This window comes from Flavobacterium azizsancarii, from assembly GCF_027980145.1.
Classification (GTDB): Bacteria; Bacteroidota; Bacteroidia; order Flavobacteriales; family Flavobacteriaceae; genus Flavobacterium; species Flavobacterium azizsancarii.
Genome location: NZ_JAMZNK010000046.1, coordinates 1 through 19,731 on the forward strand (window position 1 = coordinate 1; position 19,731 = coordinate 19,731).

Sequence of the window (19,731 nt, forward strand, 5' to 3'; positions counted from 1 at the left end):
GGCTTAAAAACTGGCTGCATAATCATTGATTTTAGTACTTAAATATAAGAAAAATCAATGTGTAAAACAAAAAAAAACTGCCCGAAATTACTTTTCGGACAGCCTCTTTTTTTATTTCCTGCAGTAAAAAAAAGTCCGCTCCAAATATTTTGAAGCGGACTTTTTACTATTATTTATAAAAAGATTATTTTACCTGGAAAGTAACTCTTCTTACGATTTGACGAGCTTCTTTAGATTTTTTGTTCACAGAAGTGTCTTCACCATTAGCGATTACATTCAGTCTTGAAGAATCAATTCCAGCATTTTCAGCTACTTTTTTCACAGCTTCAGCTCTTTTTCTTGATAATTCAGTGTTATAACTAGAACTTCCAATTTCGTCAGCATATCCTATGATATCTGCAGATTTACCTGGATTGTTTTTCAAGTATTTCACTAAGAAATCAACACCTGATAACGAAGCATTTGTTGGTTTAGAAGAGTTAAAGTCAAAATATACATTCACATAACCACCGTTAATCAATTCTTCAACAGTATTGTTTGTAGTTGTACTTTCGCTTCCTTTTTTAACATAAGTTTTGTCTAGGTAACTTTCTAATTCATCCGGAACACCATTTTGATTGTTGTCAATAGATTGTCCTTTTGTATTTACAGCAACTCCGGAAACAGTATTAGGTTCTAAGTCGTATAAATCAGCAACACCATCTTTGTCAGTATCAATAAGATTAGTTTCAATAGTAGTAACTCTGTTTTCTAATTGATTTAATCTTTCATTTTCTTCTGAATACCAATCAGCATGTTTAGTATTTTTACCTAAGTAAAAAGTCAAACCAACAGAAGCATTCAATAATACACCGTCTAATGAACCAGTAGTAGTTGTTGCCTGACCATCAAAGTTATGGTTTTGTCTTCCGTTAACAATACCGGTAAGATCTCCAGTAATTGCAATTCTGTCACTTACTCTAATTTGTCCTGTTAAACCAGCGATTCCATGAGCCATGTAATCTTTTCCGTCAAAACCTTTGTCGGAGCTTAATTGAGAAACACCAAAACCACCATGTGCTAATAAACCGAAAGTATTGGTCCAGGTTTCAAAGTTTAAAGCTCTACCAAGGTTAACAACCCCTTGTAAACTCGCTCTGTAATATTTACTATCAAATTCAGGAGTGTCATCACGTTCTTGAAATTGATCATAACCAACATCCAATTTCAAACCAAATTTAGGATTAAACATATATCTTACACCTAAATCTGCGTGAAACAGGTTAAGAGATTCAGTAGAATAACCAGGAGTTATTGCTCTAAGTGGTTTGTTTACCCCGCCATTCAATTCAACAGACCATTTATTGTATTCAGGTTTGTCAATTGATGGCTGAGTCGAAGTCGTTGCCATATTTTGCGCGCCTGCAGCGAATGTTAGTAGTAAAAGCGAGACTGAAGCTAATTTCTTTTTCATGATATCCAATTTTTATTTAATTGTTATTATTTAAGAGTTTTTCGTTTTAAACTCATTGACAAAATTATAGCAGGAGTTTTAATTTGTGTTCTATTTGGTGTTACATAATTCCCACCTTTTGGGTTTTATTTATGTAAATACGTTAAAACAATCAAAATATTTGGGCAAAAAAAGGGGCTAAATTTATATTTAGCCCCTTTTGGAATTTGTAAATGTGAAAGTTATTTTAAATCTGGTTGGTATATTTTTATTGTGCCATCTCCCTCACTACTAACAACTAACAAACTTCTTTTTGTTGGACTTTTAGAAGCTGGGATGAATAAAATCCCTTCAGGGGCATCTCCGGTTTTTACAGTTTGCAAATATTGTGGCGAATTTGGATTGGTTACATCATAAGTCATAAAAGCATCTGATCTTTCCAGGCCAACAAACAGAATATTCTGACTTCCCATCTTAACAGCTACCACAGCTTCCGGTTCTGAGCCTTTATCATCGCTGCGTTTGTCATCATAAGTACCAAGTTCATTCGTTTTTTTGTCAACATCATTTTTGCTGTCGTAAACAATTTTTCCGGTATTTCCGTTCCAGATTGAGAAAGAACGAGCTCCAAAAGCAACTAGTTCGTCAAGGTCTCCATCTCCATCAGTATCTCCCATATCCGCAATAAGATTTAATCTTCCCAGATTTGTTTCTAGTTTTAAAGTTGCGGCATCAGGAAAAGCAGTTGCATCAAGTTTCATGTCTTTCATTCTTTTAATATCAGAATAAGCGGTATATTCTCTTGCATCACCTTCGTTTGCCGTTACAAAATAAGGAACGTTATTAGCAGAAAAGTGGCTAATACCATCAGGCATATACATCCCTTTTACTTTCCAGGGATTAAAAGCTATTTTATCATCCTTGTCGCTAACATCAATAGCATTTTCTGCAGTATTGAAATTTTTAAATCCTAACGGGTAAATTGCGGTAATAGTTTTAGAAGTCAAATCTACTTTTGCAACACCATTATTTTCTTGTAATGTTACCCAGGCCGTTTTCGAATCATCAGAAATTGTAACATATTCTGGTTCGATATCCTGTGCGAAACTTTTTGCGAACTTCGAAATTCTGAAACCTTCTTTCTGCAAAGCAGCCGCCTGACTGCTGAAAGAACTAAAATCTAAAGTCGTAACGGCATAATTGTTAGCAACCTCAATGATAGAAATAGTACCGTTTGGATCTTGCGAATAATCAGTATTTGGTTCTCCTTCGTTAGCTGTCATAATATATTTTCCGTCAGGCGAGAAAGTAACCATATCCGGCAATGCGCCTACAGTAATTTGTTTGATTAGGCTATAATCAGTAGTATTAAAGATTACCACCTTTCCATTTCCTTGTTTGTTTACAGTTGATTCTAAGGCAACGGCTAATTTTCCGTCATAAACAGCAACACTATTAGATGCTCCTTCATATGGAGTCAGGTCTATTTTACCAATTTTGACTGGTTTTGTCGGATCAGTTAAATCAATTACATCAATTTGGTTTGTTCCGCTATTATTTACTGCAAAAAGTTTCTTTGTTTTTTCGTCGTAAGCCGTTATTTCTGCTGCGCCTTCGCCACCTATTGTGATAGAGCCTATTTCTTTAAAAGTTCCCGGGTTTTCATTGACAACAACTTCAGGTACTCCGTTGTTTGAATTTTCGTCATTATTACAGCTTATCATAATCGATAAAGCTGCTAATAAGGACATACTTAGTTTTTTCATTTTTTGTGTTTTTAGTTTTGCCAAATGTAATTAGGAGATCCTGAGTGTATATTAATGCTGTATTATTTAATCTTTAACTTAATTTTTATCAGATAATTTATATAAATACGATATGATTTTAGTTGTACTATTTTATAATCCTTTTGAATGATTATCTTTGTACTCTTTCAAATTTAGAACCTCTTTATGTCAACAAATAATAGAAGATTTCCAGCAGAATGGGAAAAACAACAAGGAATCGTATTGTGTTTTCCGCATAATGGCAACGACTGGCCAGGTAAATACGAGGCTGTTCAATGGGCTTTTGTAGAATTTATTAAAAAAGTAGCCACTTTTGAAACTGTTTTTTTGGTCGTAGCCGATGAAAAACTAAAAGAAAAAGTAGCCGAAATGTTAGAAAGAGCCCATGTAAATGTTGCAAACGTCTCTTTTATCATTCATAAAACCAACAGAAGCTGGATGCGTGATTCAGGACCAATTATTGTAAAAAATGGTTCGAAAAGAGAAGCATTAAACTTCAATTTTAATGGTTGGGCAAAATATAAAAATTATCAGTTAGACAAATTTGTTCCGTCTAAAATTGCTGAATTTATTGATGTTCCCTTAACACAAGTGGTATATAAAGGAAAGCCGGTAATTGTAGAAGGTGGTGCGATTGATGTAAACGGACTAGGAACTTTATTGACTTCTGAAGAATGTTTGATGCATCCATCTATACAGGTTCGAAATAAGAATTTTACGAAGGAAGATTACGAAGCTGTTTTCAAGGAATACTTAGGGGTTACAAATGTAATTTGGTTAGGAGATGGAATAGAAGGGGATGATACGCACGGTCATATCGACGATTTATGCCGATTCGTAAACGAAGATACGATTGTAACAATTGTAGAAACAGATAAAAATGATGCCAATTACAAACCATTACAGGATAATTTGAAGCGTTTGCAAAATGCAAAATTAGAAGATGGAAAATCTCCAATTATTGTAGCATTGCCAATGCCAAAACGAGTAGATTTTGAAGATTTAAGATTACCGGCAAGTTATGCCAACTTCTTAATTTTGAATAATTGTGTTTTGGTTCCTACCTTTAATGATAGCAATGACAGAGTTGCGCTAAATATATTAGCAGAATGTTTCCCTGACAGAGAAGTAATCGGAATAAGTTGTGTTGATTTTATCTGGGGATTTGGGACATTGCATTGCTTGAGCCAACAGATTCCGGTTTAGGTTTAACCACGAAGGCACGAAGTTGCTACGTTTTTTTTTGTATGCTTGTGAAGCTGATCGATCCCAAAGTTTTTGGAGAAACCTCACAAAGTTTTGTATAATAATTTTAGTCTCACAAACCCGACAGGTTTTAAAAACCTCTGGGGTATAACGCCAGAATTTGTCAATTTCGACCAAAGGGAGAAATCACACAAGGAACTCCGCAAAGGAAGTTAATCTTTGTCGATTCATGAATGTGATTTCTCCCTTTGGTCGAAATGACATAAAATGAGAAAAAATCATTTTAATCCTTTAATCTGTGGTGAAAGAATAAACAAAAAGCCTCGGAAAATCACTTTCGAGGCTTTATATTTTTTATATCTCTTCAGATAATTTATCTGCTCTTCATGGCCTGATAAATGGAGGTAAAAGCTGGCTCGCAACTTCTCCAAAACCAAGACGTACTTCAGCATTTTCGCAGAAACCTCTAATAATTACTGTATCATTATCTTCGATAAATTTACGCTCGCTGCCATCTTTTAATTTGATCGGATTTTGTCCTCCCCAAGTCAATTCTAACATAGAACCAAAACTATCAGGAGTTGGGCCTGAAATAGTTCCTGAACCCATCATATCACCAGAATTTACACGACAACCGTTTGAGGTATGATGTGCTAATTGCTGACTCATTGACCAATATAAATATTTAAAATTTGATTTAGAAACGATAGTTTCTTCAGCTTCTTCAGGTTTGATTGAAACTTCTAAATGAATATCAAAAGCTTTTTTACCTTTAGTTTGTAAGTAAGGAAGCGGCGACGGATCTTGTTTAGGACCTTTAGTTCTAAAAGGTTCAAGAGCATCCATAGTCACAATCCATGGAGAAATTGATGTAGCAAAGTTTTTGGCTAAGAATGGTCCAAGAGGCACATATTCCCATTTCTGAATATCGCGCGCGCTCCAGTCATTCAGTAAAACCATTCCGAAAATGTAATCTTCGGCTTCATACGTTGGGATATTTTCTCCCATTATATTAACATCAGTCGTAATAAAAGCAGTTTCTAATTCGAAATCTACTAAACGAGACGGACCAAAAACAGGGTATTTTTCTCCAGCCGGTAAAGTTTGTCCCATTGGTCTGTGCACCGGAATTCCGGACGGAACAATTGTAGAGCTTCTTCCATGATACCCAACCGGAATATGCAGCCAGTTTGGTAATAAAGCATTTTCAGGATCACGAAACATTTTTCCAACGTTCGTAGCGTGCTCTTTACTGGAGTAAAAGTCAGTGTAATCGCCTATTAACACAGGCAATTGCATTTCGACATCATCAATTTTAAAAATAACAATATCTCGATCTTTTGTTGAATCTCTTAGTTGAGGATTAGTCTCGTCGAAAATATCAGCGATGCGATTTCGAACTAAACGCCATGTTTTTTTTCCATCAGAAATAAAATCATTAAGCGTATCCTGCATGAACATATCATCTGTTAAATCTATTCCTGAGAAATAGTTTAATTGTTGTAAAGCTCCTAAATCTATAGCGTAATCGCCAATTCGTGTTCCTACTGTAACGACATTTTCTTTGGTAAGAAATACACCGAAAGGAATATTTTGAATAGGGAAGTCGCTATTTTCTGGCACTTCTAACCATGATTTTCTTTTGGTATCGTTAGCGGTTATTGGCATGTGAATGTTAATTATTTGTTGAAAAATTCTATGTCAAATATATCATAATCTAGCAGTTTGACAAACGTTTTTTTGTATTTTTGCAGGAAATTAACGAAAAACGAAAAAATGCAACGCGACGAACAAATTTTTGACCTTATACTAGAGGAACAAGACAGACAAATTCACGGATTAGAACTTATCGCTTCAGAGAATTTTGTAAGTGATGAAGTAATGGAAGCAGCTGGTTCTGTTTTAACTAACAAATATGCTGAAGGATATCCTGGCAAAAGATACTACGGAGGTTGCGAAGTAGTTGACGTTATTGAGCAAATTGCAATAGACAGAGCTAAAGAATTATTTGGTGCTGAATATGCAAACGTGCAGCCACACTCAGGATCTCAGGCAAATGCTTCAGTATATCATGCTTGTTTACAGCCAGGGGATAAAATATTAGGTTTCGATTTATCTCACGGTGGCCACTTAACCCACGGATCTCCTGTAAATTTTTCAGGACGTGTTTATGTTCCTGTTTTTTACGGAGTAGATAAAGAAACTGGTCGTTTAGATTATGATAAAATTCAGGAAATAGCAACAAAAGAACAGCCAAAATTAATCATCGCAGGAGCTTCGGCTTATTCTCGTGATATGGATTTTGAGCGTTTCAGAGTAATTGCTGACAGTGTAGGAGCAATCTTGTTTGCTGATATTTCGCACCCTGCAGGTCTTATTGCAAAAGGATTATTGAACGACCCAATTCCACATTGTCATATTGTTTCTACAACAACACACAAAACATTACGTGGACCACGTGGAGGTTTGATCCTGATGGGGAAAGATTTTCCAAATCCAATGGGATTAACAAATCCAAAAGGAGAAATCAGAATGATGTCTGCTTTATTAGATCTTGCTGTTTTCCCTGGAAATCAAGGAGGACCTTTAATGCACATTATCGCTGCTAAAGCTGTAGCTTTTGGCGAAGCATTAAAAGATGAATTCTTTACTTATGCTTTGCAATTGCAAAAAAATGCAAATGCTATGGCAGATGCTTTCGTAAAAAGAGGATACAACATTATTTCTGGCGGAACTGATAACCACATGATGCTTATTGACTTAAGAAATAAAAACATTTCTGGTAAAGAAGCTGAAAACGCGTTAGTAAAAGCAGAAATTACAGTAAATAAAAATATGGTTCCATTTGATGATAAATCACCATTTGTAACTTCAGGAATTCGTGTTGGAACAGCTGCAATCACAACTCGTGGTTTAGTTGAAGAAGATATGGAAACTATCGTAGCTTTAATCGATAAAGTTCTTGCTGATCACACAAATGAAGCAGTTATCGAAGAAGTAGCAAACGAAGTAAATGAAATGATGAGCGAAAGACCAATTTTCGTATACTAAAAAATAAAATTTGAAACTTAATTGTTTCAAGTTTCAGGTTTCAAGTTTAAAGTTTTGTGACGCGTAAAACATGCGCATAACAAAACTTTAAACTTTTTTCGTTCTTAAAACAACTTGAAACAAAGAAAACTTGAAACAAAATAAAACAAAATAAGAGACCATGGGCGTACTAAGATTACAATTGCCAACAGATCCTAGATGGGTAAATATTGTAGAAAAAAATATTGAAGAAATCCTGACAGATCACGCTTGGTGCGAGCAAAAAGCAGCAACAAACGCGATCACGATTATTACTAATAACTCAGAACATCAGGATTTGGTAAAAGATTTATTGGCTTTAGCCAAAGAAGAAATCGACCATTTTGAGCAAGTTCATAATATCATCATCAAAAGAGGATTGAAACTAGGACGCGAACGCAAAGACGATTACGTAAACGAATTGTATTTGTACATGAAGAAAAGCGGAGACGGAAGCAGAGTTTCTGGTCTTGTTGAAAGATTACTTTTTTCGGCAATGATCGAAGCCAGAAGCTGCGAACGTTTCAAAGTTTTGTCTGAAAATATCAAAGACGAAGAATTATCTGTTTTCTACAGAGATTTGATGGAGAGTGAAGCCGGACATTATGTTACTTTTATTACCTATGCCAGAAAATACGGAGTAGGAATCGACGTTGAAAAACGATGGAGGGAATGGCTTGCTTACGAAGAATCAATTATTACCAACTACGGAAAAGGGGAAACGATTCACGGGTAGGGTTTTAGTTTTTAGTCTCAGTCTCGGTTTTCAGTTTTCACGTTTGTCACGTTGAGCGGAGTCGAAACGCGTTCCAATGAGAAAGTTTTCAGTCTCAGTCTTAGTTTTTGCGCTTGTCACGTTGAGCGAAGTCGAAACACGTTGCTATTGAAACCTTTTACGTAAAGTCTAAATAAAAAAAATCCGTTTAAAATCCGTGTCATCCGCGAGCCAACCAATCGCAAAGTTTTAATAATCTAAAATTTCTTATATTTGGGAGTAACGAAAATTTAAAACCATGAGAATAGAAACTGATTTGAAATTAGGGTTTAAAGACGTGATGATTAGGCCTAAAAGATCTACATTAAAAAGCAGGTCAGAAGTCTCGTTAGAGCAAAATTTTAAATTTTTGCACAGTACTGCAACCTGGACAGGAATTCCTATTATGGCCGCTAATATGGATACTGTGGGGACTTTTGAAATGGCTCAGGTTTTAGCCGGAGAAAAACTTTTTACCGCTATTCATAAGCATTACACACTTCAGCAATGGAATGATTTTCTACAAAATGTTACACCTGATTTCTACAATTATATAGCGATTAGTACAGGAACAGGACAAGAAGATTTTGCTAAAATTGGTCATGTTATCACAGCCAATCCGTTACTTAAATTTATTTGTATTGATGTTGCAAACGGGTATTCAGAACATTTTGTTCAGTTTTTAAAACAAACGAGACTACAATATCCGGACAAAGTCATTATTGCCGGAAATGTAGTTACCGGCGAAATGGTTGAGGAGTTATTACTGGCCGGAGCAGATATTGTAAAAGTTGGCATTGGTCCCGGTTCTGTTTGTACAACTCGTGTAAAAACAGGTGTTGGATATCCACAACTTTCAGCTATTATAGAATGTGCCGATGCGGCTCACGGTTTGGGCGGGCACATTATAAGCGATGGCGGATGTAAAACTCCGGGAGATGTTGCCAAAGCTTTTGGCGCAGGTTCAGATTTTGTAATGTTGGGAGGAATGCTTGCCGGACATGATGAAAGCGGAGGAGAATTGATCGAAGTAAATGGCGAAAAATTTAAACAATTTTACGGAATGAGTTCGACAACAGCAATGGATAAATATGTTGGAGGAGTGGCAGAATACAGGGCAAGTGAGGGTAAAACAGTTCAGGTTCCGTTTAAAGGGCAGGTTATCAATACAATATTGGATATTTTGGGAGGTTTAAGAAGTACGTGTACTTATGTTGGAGCTTCCAGATTAAAAGAACTTACAAAGCGAACCACCTTTATAAGAGTAAGCGAACAGGAAAATCAAATTTTTACAAAATAATAAAACATTTTAGATACAACATGATCACGATTTCAGAAGCAACTATAAACGACATTAAACAAATTCAAAATATAGTAAACATTACATGGCCAATTACTTATGGTGAGATTCTGTCAAAAGAACAATTAGATTATATGTTGGGGCTTTTTTATTCTACGGAAGCTTTAACGGAACAGTACAATAAAAAAGTACAGTTGTTTTATATGATTGATGAGGATGAAGCTAATATTGGGTTTATCGGAATAGAACATAATTATAACGGACAAGCAGCAACTAAAATTCATAAAATATATCTTTTACCAGAAACGCAAGGAAAAGGAATTGGTAAAAAAGTGGTCGATGAGATTGAAAAATTAGCTAAAAATAACAATTCAAAAGCATTATTGTTAAACGTAAACCGATTTAATACCGCTTTAGGTTTCTATAAAAAAATAGGTTTTGAAGTTGCTCAAGAAGTAGATATTGAAATCGGAAATGGTTACCTGATGGAAGATTATGTTATGGAGAAGAAGTTGTAATAAAGTAAACACGAATTTCACGAATTATCACTAATTCTTAATGTCTGGTTTATTTTTTGAAATTAATTTTCACTAAATAATTCGTAACAATTCGTGACTCAAGACAGAAAGTTGAACAGACGAAGTAAATTCGTGTACGATTTTTGCTCTTAACTCACAACAACATCATGCTTAAACAATAAGCCTTTTACCTCTTTCAAAGAAAAAACAGCTTTCTTCAGTTTAGTTTTTGATGGATCAATAGTATAATTGTAACTTGTTTTAAAATCGGCTTTATTAGCGATCGCTTTATCAAATTCTGAGCGATACAAGTCACAATTATCAAAAAGAACGCTTGTAAGATCTGTTGCCATAAAATCTACGGCAATCAAACTACAATTAGTAAATGTAGTCCCTTTTATTTTTAAGGTATAAAACTTCGAAAAATCTAAAATACAATCATAAAAATTTACTTCGAAGATGAGTTTGTCGCACATGGCAAAATTCACTTCTTTGATTTCACATCTATTAAAAGTAGCTGTTCTAAAAGCCACGTAATTTATTTTGGCTTCGTTAAAAATGCAATCATTAAAAACGCAGTCAATAAAAGTTACTGCTAAGAAAGTACAGGCAGAGAAATTACAATTATTAAAGACGCAGCATTCAAAATCCTTGAAATTCGCATCATCTCTGTTATAAGTAATAGTATTGTATTCTTTATCAAGAAAATATTCGGACTCTTTTTTCAAGGCAATTTTTCATAATTATTTAAGAGCGAAAAGATAATAATTACGTTGCAAAAACAGAGCACTAAACTGCATTAATTTTTACACTTTCTAAAATTGGTTTTTCTTGATAAAATAAGCACATTGGTCATGTAATTTTATAAATCAAGACGTTTTTTTTATGCCTATTTTTTATGAATATGATATTTTTAAAGCCTTAAAATGATAAGTGTTTAATTTTTAAGCTTTATATTTATAAAAATTTATTAATATTTAATTTAAAATGTTTTATTATAATATTAATTTGCTGTAGCTTTACACTGATTTTTAAGTTAAAACGTAACACTTATATTATATGGGATCAACAAGAAAAGAACATGATTTTTTAGGGGAATTAGATATTCCTAATCATTTATATTATGGTATCCAAACTTTCAGAGCTGTAGAGAATTTCAATATTACCGGAATTCCAATTTCAAAAGAACCTTTATTTATTAAGGCTTTGGGATATGTAAAAAAAGCAGCAGCTTTAGCAAATAAAGATTGTGGAGCACTTGACCCAAAAATTGCCGAGGCAATCTGTTACGGAAGTGATCAGGTTATTGCAGGTAAATTTGACCAGGAATTTGTAAGCGATTTAATTCAGGGTGGAGCCGGAACATCGGTAAATATGAATGCAAATGAAGTTATTGCTAATATTGGTCTGGAATATCTGGGGCATAAAAAAGGTGAATATAACTTTTTGCATCCAAACAATCATGTAAACTGTTCTCAATCTACAAACGATGCTTATCCATCGGCTTTTAGAATAGCACTTTACATGAAAATGGAAAGTTTTATTAAAACATTAGAAGGTTTAGAAGTTGCTTTTGCAGCAAAAGGAGAAGAGTTCAAAAGTGTTTTAAAAATGGGAAGAACGCAATTGCAAGATGCGGTTCCTATGACTTTAGGACAAGAATTCAGATCTTATGCTACTACTATAGGAGAAGATGTTAAAAGGTTGAAAGAAGCTCAAAGCCTGGTTTTAGAAATTAACATGGGAGCTACTGCAATTGGAACAAGAGTAAACGCACCGGAAGGATATCCTGAAATTTGTGTGAACTATTTAGCCAAAGAAGTAGGTATTCCGTTAACGCTTTCACCAGATTTAATTGAAGCTACTGTTGATACCGGAGCTTATGTTCAGATTATGGGAACATTGAAAAGAACAGCGGTAAAAGTATCTAAAATCTGTAACGATTTAAGATTATTGAGTTCAGGGCCAAGAACTGGTTTCAATGAAATCAATTTGCCTGCACGCCAGCCGGGATCTTCGATCATGCCTGGAAAAGTTAATCCTGTAATCCCGGAAGTAGTAAACCAGACTTGTTTTTATGTAATTGGTCAGGATTTAACAGTTACAATGGCTGCTGAAGCAGGACAATTGCAATTGAATGTAATGGAACCTGTAATTGCTTTTGCAATGTTTACATCATTAGATTATCTTTCAAATGCAATTCAGACTTTAATAGATAAATGTATCGTTGGGATTACTGCAAATGTAGATCATTGCTACAATATGGTAATGAACAGTATTGGAATTGTAACACAATTGAACCCTATTTTGGGTTACGAAGTAAGTGCCAGTATTGCGGGAGAAGCTTTAAAAATGAATAAAAGCGTACATGAAATTGTAGTGGTAGAAAGAAAATTAATCACACAGGAAAAATGGGATGAAATTTATTCATTAGAAAACTTAATTAATCCTAAGTTTATCACGAAATAAAAGTATTATTTTAAAATATATTTCAAAAGCCGCCAGTTTTTTTATTGGCGGCTTTTTTATTGGGTAAAATCTAATGTTGTTTTTGTTAAAGTGTTGAAAATAAGGCATATATTTACATGTGGATTAAAGGTTTTTTCGGAAAATTAAAACTTTAAAATGGTAGAATTTTTAAAAAATATTTACTTTAATCAATATAAAATCTTAGGGTTGCTTTTCTTTATTTCTCTTAATTCAACAGGACAAACAGAAAGTACTACTTCAGAATTATGTTCGCCTAAAACTATTCTCGAAATTTTCAAAAAGAAAGATTCAGTATACGCTGTTAAACCTACAAAAAACAATTTTTTCCTTATTATTCCCGCAATTGGATCTCAGCCCGCAACCGGATTCTTTTTTGGCGGAGTCGCGCAATATACTTTCAAAGGGAAACAAGCATCAGATAAATATTCTATCGCCAATTTAGGCATAACATATACTACGAAAAAGCAATGGCTCGTAAACGTAAAAAATAATATTCTGCTCAACAACAACAAGATTTTCCTGAGCGGGGATTATCGATTGTATATTTTTTCGCAGCCTAATTACGGCTTGGGAACCGATATAATTCCGCATCACAGCAAGCAAAATCATTTTAACGTCGATTCTATTGCACAACCTATGGATTATGATTATTTCAAATTTCATCAGACAGTATCTTTTGAAGTCGCCAAAAACTTTTATGTTGGAGGAGGAATAAATCTAGATTGGTATTCGAGTATTAATGATAAGAATTTAGATGTCGAAAATGCAAAATATACGTATCATTATACCTACAGTCAGGAACATGGATTTAATAATTTAGAATATTTTTTAAGCGGAATGAGTCTTAATTTGGTATATGATTCAAGAGACAATCAGGTAAATTCGACCCACGGATGGTTTGCCAATATCAATTATCGTTTTAATCCTGTTTTGTTTAATAATCAGCAGTATAGTAATGTTTTGTATGCAGAATATCGACATTTTATTCCTGTCTCAGCTAAAAATGAAAGATATATTTTAGCAATTTGGGCTTACGGACAATTTGTAACGCGCGGAAAAGTACCATATTTAAACTTACCCGCAATTGGCTGGGATCAACGCAGCCGAAGCGGAGAAGGGTATACGCAAGGATTGTTTAGAGGAGATGGTTTAATATATCTTTCAACAGAATTCAGGTTTCCAATTACTTGCGATCAGATGTTTAGCGGCACTGTTTTTACCAATTTTGTAACAGCGAGTAATATAGATAACAAAGTTTCGCTTTTTAATTCTGTTCAGCCTTCTGCCGGAATTGGTTTGCGCATTTTAATTGATAAAAAAACAAGAACAAACTTAATTGTAGATTATGCGTGGGGTAATAATTCGAAAGGTTTTTATCTGAATGCAGGTGAAACGTTTTGAATTGTATAATGTTGTTTGCAACAAAGAAAGCATTCGCCGTCGACGAATGCTTTTTTTTTGATGTTACCAATGATAATTGTTCTTAATTAAATCATAATTTATGTCTATGTAATTTCTAATTTTAAACTCAATCCCTATTTTTGTTATTAATCCAATTAATAAATATGAAATTACTTATAGTTGAAGATGAACCAAATCTTTTATCGATTTTACGAAAAGGGTTTGCGGAAAACAATAATGAAGTTAGTGTAGCAATGGATGGTAAAACTGCTCTTGAAATGCTCCATAATTATAATTTTGACGTTGTCATCTTAGACGTAATGTTACCTGATATTAATGGAATCGAAATTTGCAGACGACTGCGTGCCAGTAAAAATTTTGTTCCTGTATTGCTTTTGACAGCGCTTGGAACTTCAGAAAATATTGTAACCGGACTTAATGCTGGTGCAGATGATTATCTGGTTAAACCTTTTAAATTTGGAGAACTGGATGCCAGGGTAAATGCTTTGCATCGAAGAGCGCATCAGGATACAGAAAGAATAGACAGTATAACGGTAGGAGATTTAGAGATAAATGCACGAGCCAAAACAGTAAAAAGAGATGGTGAATCTATTGTTTTGACCGCTAAAGAATTTAAATTACTGTATTACCTGGCTAAAAATAGTGGACGAATCGTTTCCCGCGATCAAATATTAGATAATGTCTGGGATATTAATTTTGACATGAACACCAATGTTGTCGATGTTTATATCACGTACTTAAGAAAAAAAATAGATAAACCTTTTGCAACCAAACTTATTCATACCATGAAAGGTTTAGGTTATGTCATAAAGCCATAAAATGGATATAAGAAAAAAAATTACTTTTACATATGTAGCACTTTCTACCTTTAGTACACTGTTATTGTGTATTGTGGTTTTTGTCTTATTTCAGGAAAATAATCGTTACCATTTTCTAAAACGATTAGAAGACAGAGCAAAAATTGTGGCTTCTATTCATTTTCAAAATGATCCTGAAAAGATTAAGTATTATAAAAACCTGAAAAAGGACGGTCTTGAAGAACTTATCGAAGAAGAAGAATTTGTTCTTAAAATAAACAGCGCCAATAGTTTTGATTATAATACAAAATTAGATTTGCCAAATGAGTTTTATACAAATGTTTTAAAAACAGGAGAAGACTATTTTGAAATAAATAATAAGTATTATTTAGGGCAGGTTTTTACTGAGAACGGTCAGAGATATATTGTAATTGTTGGTGCCAGAGATCAAAAAGGTCCCACAACGACTATTTATATCATAAAGATTATGTTTTTTGGAGGTATAGCTTTTATATTTCTGGCTTTCTTTTTGGGACGTTTCCTTGCAAAAAGAGTAATTAATCCGGTAGCACGAATAACCAGAGAAGTAAATAGAATAAGCGCTTCTAATCTTCATAATAGATTGCCGGAAGTAAAAAATTCAGATGAGATTTCAGATCTTACAGCAACTTTTAATGATATGCTGGATCGTCTGGAAACTTCTTTTGAAATCCAGGCTAATTTTATAAATAATGCTTCTCACGAATTAAAAACGCCAATAACAACGATTATTGCCGAGTCTGAAATTATGCTTCTCAAAGAAAGAGAAGTTCCGGAATATATTCAGTCATTAGAAAATATTTACAGTCAGGCATCTAAATTAGGAAACCTCACAGAAAGTTTATTAAAACTAACCCAAACTGGTTACGATGGTAAGAAACAGGTATTGGATATTGCCAGAATAGACGAATTGTTGATGGATGTAAAATCAGATCTGGATAAGATTTATCCTGACAATCGTGTGAGTATCAAACTTAATTTTGCTCCAAACGATTCTAATTTACTATTAATTCCGTGCAACAAACCCCTTTTAGAGCTTGCAATCAATAATATTATTACAAACGGTGTCAAGTATTCTGATAATAATGAAGTGTTCGTAACGCTTTCAGCCAATCAGGAAATGATAAAAATTGCCATTAATGATATAGGTATTGGTATTCCGCCAGAAGATATTCCGCATTTATATGAACCTTTTTTTAGAGGCAAAATTGCAACCAAATATATAGGTTATGGTTTAGGGCTTCCGTTAGCCTCAAAAATTATTCGTATGCATGATGGTGAAATACAAGTGCAATCAGAGCAAAATAAAGGAACTATTGTAACGATTATTTTCAAGAAGTCGAAGATAAAAAAGATTAATATTAAAAATTCTAATGTTGAATCTTAGAAAGTTCTAATTTTATATTAAGACCACTCTAATTTTGGTAGAGTTATTTTGTATGTATAAACTAAACGATTATACATATGAAAAATTTCCTTATACCAACGACTCTAAAAGATGATACTATTTGTGCTGTAAAATCAGCAGTGAAACAATCAAAATCATCAGGTTGCGAAATCATTTTAATGATGGTTTCAGATACTCCAGATACTTTTTCATCTTCAGGTTATTTACGCGAAATGCGCACCGGACTAACCGCCAGTCAGGAAATAGTACTTGAAACATGTCGATATATCATCGAACATACTCCAAATTGCAAAATAAAAATACACAATCAATACGGACTTTCATCTCCGGTTTTCAAACACATTATTGATGTGTTTTCGGTAAAATTAGTAATTCTGACCCATTCTTATAAACAAGAAACAAAAAGAATTCACCAATATCTTGTTCAATTGGCAGGAAATCAAAAATGTCCTATTTTACATTTAGGTTCAGAGCAGTTCAAAGACGATTTCAATAAAGCACTTTATATTGAAAACGCTCATGCTAATATGCATGTAAAAGATGTACAGCAATTTTTGAATGATAACTTTTCATTCGAAATTGTAAGCCAAACTTCTAATTTCGACGACAACTACGAAAAATTTGCTCCTTACTTAACAGAGGCAATTTCAAAATACGACATCGATTTGCTGGTAGAAACCCGTAAAGGAGAAAAAATCAAGTTCAAAAAAACGAAAAAAGAGAATGTAAACGACAAGCTGGGACTTCCGGTCTTATCGCTGTATGAAGAATTGGTTTAAAAACTAATTACTGCTAAAAAAATACAAGTTTAATTTTTAAACCGAAAAATATGTTATTAAAGAAAAGAATTCCCATGAGGTACGTTCTCGGAAAAATTAAAGTAGAATTAGGTTTGGTAATGACTTACACTATATTGTTTGAAATTTTTCATCACTATTTCATCAATGTTTCCGTTGATATTCCAATTGCAATACCTACAATGGTAGGTACAATTATATCTTTATTATTGGCTTTCAAATCTAATCAGGCTTACGACAGATGGTGGGAAGCAAGAATTATCTGGGGATCTATTGTGAACGAATCCAGAACTTTAGTAAGGCAAATGTTGACTTTTTATAAGGATCCTGAGTTTTCGGTAGAAGCAAATGAGTTCAAAGAAAACTTTACTAAAAGACAAATTGCATGGTGTTATAGTTTAGGGCAGGCTTTGCGTAACAAAGATGCTATAAAACCAATTAAAGAATTGATTAGCGAAGAAGAAGTGAATTTTGTAAAAAATCATCAGAATATTCCAAACGCAATATTATTGTTGCACGCCAGAGATCTTAGAATTGCGAGAAAAGACAAACGACTAAATGCTTATCAACAAGTAGAAATTGATAAGACATTGACAAGATTATGTGATGCAATGGGAAAATGTGAGCGTATTAAAAATACCATTTTTCCAACAACATATAGTATGTATATCAGAATGACATTGTGTTTGTTCATTTTACTATTGCCTTTTGGTTTAATTAGTTTATTGAGTTGGTTTGCAATTCCGTTGATTACAGTAATTGCAGGAATGTTTTTTCTAATCGAAAAAATGGCAATCCATTTACAGGATCCTTTCGAAAACAGGCCAACAGATACTCCTGTAACCACTATTTCGAATACAATCGAAAAGAATCTAATGCAAATGTTAAACGAGTATCAAAGTGAATTTGACATTATCAAAGAATTTGATCTTAAACCCGAAATTAAAAAAGCGGAAAACAACGCTTACTTTGTTTTATAATTAAAATTGATTTTGGTTTCAATTTGTTAGCCGGACAATACCTTTAGAAGTATTGTCTGGCTTTTTTTATGAATAAAGTATACCATGTTTACAATGCAATTTTGTCACTAGGACCAAAGGGAGAAATCACACCAGAAATGCCACAAAGAAAATTATCAATTTGTGTTGAGGTTACGTTGTGTGTATTTTATTAAATGAATTTTAGATCATCGATGAAGTAATCTTCCTAAAATTTGAATGGATTCCCTTAATTCATTTGTCCACGGTAAACCAAAACTCAGCCGCATACAATTCGAAAACTGATCCTGAAAAGAAAAAATTCTTCCTGGTGCAATACTAATATTGTGCTGCATTGCCAAATGGTAAAAAGCAGCTGTATCAATACTTTTATCAAGTTCTATCCAAAGAAAAAAACCACCCTGAGGCTGACTCACTTTTGTTCCTTTTGGGAAAGATTCCAGAATCGTATTGATATAATTATTGCAATTGTGATTCAATATCTGTCGTATTTTCCTGAGATGATTTTCGTATCGTCCATTTTTAAGAAAATCACCCACAACCTGATGTGTAATAGTAGGAGAGGAGAGCGAATGATAAATCTTGTTCCGCAATATTTGTTTTTTGAATTTCCCCGGAGAAACCCAACCAACGCGATATCCCGGAGCCAATGTTTTAGAGACAGAGCTGCAGCAAAGAACAATTCCGCTTTCGTCATAAGTTTTGCAATTCGTTGGCCGGCTCGCGCCAAAATACAAATCACCGTGAATATCATCTTCAATCAGCGGAATATTATAAAATTCCATCAATCTCACTACTTCTATTTTATGTTCGGCCGGCATCATACTTCCGGACGGATTACTGAAATTACTCATCAATAAGCAAAGCTTCACCTTTTTAGACGAAAGTGCTTTTTTTAGCGCGTCCAATTCTATTCCCGTAGTCATATTTGTAGGCAACTCCATGATGTACAATCCTAATGATTTTGCCAATTGAAGAATTCCAAAATACGCAGGACTTTCTGTAATGATCGTATCTCCGGGTTTTGTCAAAGTCATCAGACAATGTGATATAGCACTTGTACAGCCCGGCATTGTAATAATGTCTTCTTCGGTTAATGATCCTCCCCAGGTAAACGACCATCGGGCAATTTCACGTCTTAAATTTGGATTGCCTTTTACTTGTTCATAACCCGTTCCGCTATTAGGGAGATTCCGCATTGCCTGAATCATTCCTTTGTTTAATTTGGCGATAGGAAGAAGCTCGTTTGACGGAAAACCCAAAGAAAGCATCGTAATATTAGAATCAGTCATATTACCATAAACCTGATCGATCAGATCCTCCCTGTCAATATTAAGGCATTTTAAAACAGGACTGCTTGGTGAAGGTTCAGGAATTGTCCTTGCCGAAATATTACTTACATAATAACCGGATTGTGGTCGGGATTCAATCAATGATCGGCTTTCGATTTCGTAATATGCTTTGCTGACCGTACTCATACTATATCCTGTTTCGGAACATACTTCACGTATCGAAGGGAGTTTGTCACCAACATTTAAAACGCCTGATTTTATTTGCTTTTCGATCCGGTCAGCAAACTGCAGATACAAGTAATTTGAGTTTTTCATCCAGAAATAATATTTGTTTTTTTAATAGAATGTGGTATCGTTTATTTCAGTTTATAATTTATAATCTTGAAGATTTCAAAAAAAAACTGTTATGGTGCAATTTACTA

The 19,731-nt window shown here is 34.0% G+C and carries 16 protein-coding genes; 11 read left to right on the plus strand and 5 right to left on the minus strand.

What is annotated here, in order from left to right; translation table 11 throughout:
• Positions 1 to 184: 184 nt before the first annotated feature.
• Together NJT12_RS20220 and NJT12_RS20225 are read right to left on the minus strand one after the other, a co-directional pair.
• Positions 185 to 1,453: an OmpA family protein gene (locus NJT12_RS20220; protein WP_271337743.1), complete on the minus strand. Its 1,269-nt coding sequence runs from the start codon at positions 1,451 to 1,453 to the stop codon at positions 185 to 187.
• 221 nt (positions 1,454 to 1,674) lie between these two features.
• Positions 1,675 to 3,198, minus strand: a complete 1,524-nt coding sequence (locus NJT12_RS20225; RefSeq protein ID WP_271337744.1) for a choice-of-anchor I family protein — start codon at positions 3,196 to 3,198, stop codon at positions 1,675 to 1,677.
• 186 nt (positions 3,199 to 3,384) lie between these two features.
• Between NJT12_RS20225 and NJT12_RS20230 the strand changes: the two genes are divergently transcribed.
• Positions 3,385 to 4,425 carry an agmatine deiminase family protein gene (locus NJT12_RS20230; RefSeq protein ID WP_271337745.1) on the plus strand — a complete coding sequence of 347 codons (1,041 nt, stop codon included), beginning with the start codon at positions 3,385 to 3,387 and terminating at the stop codon, positions 4,423 to 4,425.
• Between the two features lie 384 nt (positions 4,426 to 4,809).
• Here the strand turns inward: NJT12_RS20230 and fahA are convergent, their stop codons facing one another.
• Positions 4,810 to 6,093 carry a fumarylacetoacetase gene (gene fahA, locus NJT12_RS20235; protein WP_271337746.1) on the minus strand — a complete coding sequence of 428 codons (1,284 nt, stop codon included), beginning with the start codon at positions 6,091 to 6,093 and terminating at the stop codon, positions 4,810 to 4,812.
• A gap of 108 nt (positions 6,094 to 6,201) precedes the next feature.
• Between fahA and glyA the strand changes: the two genes are divergently transcribed.
• From glyA to NJT12_RS20255, 4 genes are all read left to right on the plus strand, one after another.
• On the plus strand, positions 6,202 to 7,476 hold the full coding sequence (glyA, locus tag NJT12_RS20240) for a serine hydroxymethyltransferase (protein WP_271337747.1): 1,275 nt from the start codon (positions 6,202 to 6,204) through the stop codon (positions 7,474 to 7,476).
• 160 nt (positions 7,477 to 7,636) lie between these two features.
• Positions 7,637 to 8,230 (plus strand): MiaE family protein, encoded by a 594-nt coding sequence (locus tag NJT12_RS20245; protein WP_271337748.1) that lies wholly within the window; start codon positions 7,637 to 7,639, stop codon positions 8,228 to 8,230.
• Between the two features lie 277 nt (positions 8,231 to 8,507).
• A complete protein-coding gene (locus NJT12_RS20250; protein WP_271337749.1) occupies positions 8,508 to 9,548 on the plus strand; it encodes a GMP reductase in 1,041 nt (346 codons plus the stop codon).
• 20 nt (positions 9,549 to 9,568) lie between these two features.
• Complete coding sequence (locus NJT12_RS20255; RefSeq protein ID WP_271337750.1) at positions 9,569 to 10,066, plus strand: GNAT family N-acetyltransferase; 498 nt, start codon at positions 9,569 to 9,571, stop codon at positions 10,064 to 10,066.
• Between the two features lie 149 nt (positions 10,067 to 10,215).
• On the opposite strand, the gene NJT12_RS20260 is transcribed toward NJT12_RS20255, so the two are convergent.
• Entirely contained in the window at positions 10,216 to 10,794 is a 579-nt protein-coding gene (locus NJT12_RS20260; protein ID WP_271337751.1) for a pentapeptide repeat-containing protein, read from the minus strand.
• Between the two features lie 331 nt (positions 10,795 to 11,125).
• Between NJT12_RS20260 and aspA the strand changes: the two genes are divergently transcribed.
• The 6 genes from aspA (at position 11,126) to NJT12_RS20290 (ending at position 17,999) form a co-directional block, all read left to right on the plus strand.
• Positions 11,126 to 12,535 (plus strand): aspartate ammonia-lyase, encoded by a 1,410-nt coding sequence (aspA, locus tag NJT12_RS20265; RefSeq protein WP_271337752.1) that lies wholly within the window; start codon positions 11,126 to 11,128, stop codon positions 12,533 to 12,535.
• A gap of 156 nt (positions 12,536 to 12,691) precedes the next feature.
• A complete protein-coding gene (locus NJT12_RS20270) occupies positions 12,692 to 13,957 on the plus strand; it encodes a BamA/TamA family outer membrane protein (protein WP_271337753.1) in 1,266 nt (421 codons plus the stop codon).
• A gap of 164 nt (positions 13,958 to 14,121) precedes the next feature.
• Positions 14,122 to 14,796, plus strand: coding sequence for a response regulator transcription factor (locus tag NJT12_RS20275; protein ID WP_271337755.1), 675 nt, complete (start codon positions 14,122 to 14,124; stop codon positions 14,794 to 14,796).
• A gap of 1 nt (position 14,797) precedes the next feature.
• On the plus strand, positions 14,798 to 16,201 hold the full coding sequence (locus NJT12_RS20280; RefSeq protein WP_271337757.1) for a sensor histidine kinase: 1,404 nt from the start codon (positions 14,798 to 14,800) through the stop codon (positions 16,199 to 16,201).
• A gap of 77 nt (positions 16,202 to 16,278) precedes the next feature.
• Positions 16,279 to 17,001 (plus strand): hypothetical protein, encoded by a 723-nt coding sequence (locus NJT12_RS20285; protein ID WP_271337758.1) that lies wholly within the window; start codon positions 16,279 to 16,281, stop codon positions 16,999 to 17,001.
• A gap of 50 nt (positions 17,002 to 17,051) precedes the next feature.
• Entirely contained in the window at positions 17,052 to 17,999 is a 948-nt protein-coding gene (locus NJT12_RS20290) for a bestrophin family protein (protein ID WP_338083396.1), read from the plus strand.
• Between the two features lie 206 nt (positions 18,000 to 18,205).
• Here the strand turns inward: NJT12_RS20290 and NJT12_RS20295 are convergent, their stop codons facing one another.
• A complete protein-coding gene (locus NJT12_RS20295; RefSeq protein WP_271337760.1) occupies positions 18,206 to 19,624 on the minus strand; it encodes an aminotransferase-like domain-containing protein in 1,419 nt (472 codons plus the stop codon).
• Positions 19,625 to 19,731 lie beyond the last annotated feature (107 nt).

Bases quoted from the DNA above. Each gene is read 5' to 3' on its own strand.
- NJT12_RS20220 (WP_271337743.1), bottom strand. From the start codon at position 1,453: ATGAAAAAGAAATTAGCTTCAGTCTCGCTTTTACTACTAACATTCGCT.
- NJT12_RS20225 (WP_271337744.1), bottom strand. From the start codon at position 3,198: ATGAAAAAACTAAGTATGTCCTTATTAGCAGCTTTATCGATTATGATA.
- NJT12_RS20230 (WP_271337745.1), top strand. From the start codon at position 3,385: ATGTCAACAAATAATAGAAGATTTCCAGCAGAATGGGAAAAACAACAA.
- fahA (WP_271337746.1), bottom strand. From the start codon at position 6,093: ATGCCAATAACCGCTAACGATACCAAAAGAAAATCATGGTTAGAAGTG.
- glyA (WP_271337747.1), top strand. From the start codon at position 6,202: ATGCAACGCGACGAACAAATTTTTGACCTTATACTAGAGGAACAAGAC.
- NJT12_RS20245 (WP_271337748.1), top strand. From the start codon at position 7,637: ATGGGCGTACTAAGATTACAATTGCCAACAGATCCTAGATGGGTAAAT.
- NJT12_RS20250 (WP_271337749.1), top strand. From the start codon at position 8,508: ATGAGAATAGAAACTGATTTGAAATTAGGGTTTAAAGACGTGATGATT.
- NJT12_RS20255 (WP_271337750.1), top strand. From the start codon at position 9,569: ATGATCACGATTTCAGAAGCAACTATAAACGACATTAAACAAATTCAA.
- aspA (WP_271337752.1), top strand. From the start codon at position 11,126: ATGGGATCAACAAGAAAAGAACATGATTTTTTAGGGGAATTAGATATT.
- NJT12_RS20270 (WP_271337753.1), top strand. From the start codon at position 12,692: ATGGTAGAATTTTTAAAAAATATTTACTTTAATCAATATAAAATCTTA.
- NJT12_RS20275 (WP_271337755.1), top strand. From the start codon at position 14,122: ATGAAATTACTTATAGTTGAAGATGAACCAAATCTTTTATCGATTTTA.
- NJT12_RS20280 (WP_271337757.1), top strand. From the start codon at position 14,798: ATGGATATAAGAAAAAAAATTACTTTTACATATGTAGCACTTTCTACC.
- NJT12_RS20285 (WP_271337758.1), top strand. From the start codon at position 16,279: ATGAAAAATTTCCTTATACCAACGACTCTAAAAGATGATACTATTTGT.
- NJT12_RS20290 (WP_338083396.1), top strand. From the start codon at position 17,052: ATGTTATTAAAGAAAAGAATTCCCATGAGGTACGTTCTCGGAAAAATT.
- NJT12_RS20295 (WP_271337760.1), bottom strand. From the start codon at position 19,624: ATGAAAAACTCAAATTACTTGTATCTGCAGTTTGCTGACCGGATCGAA.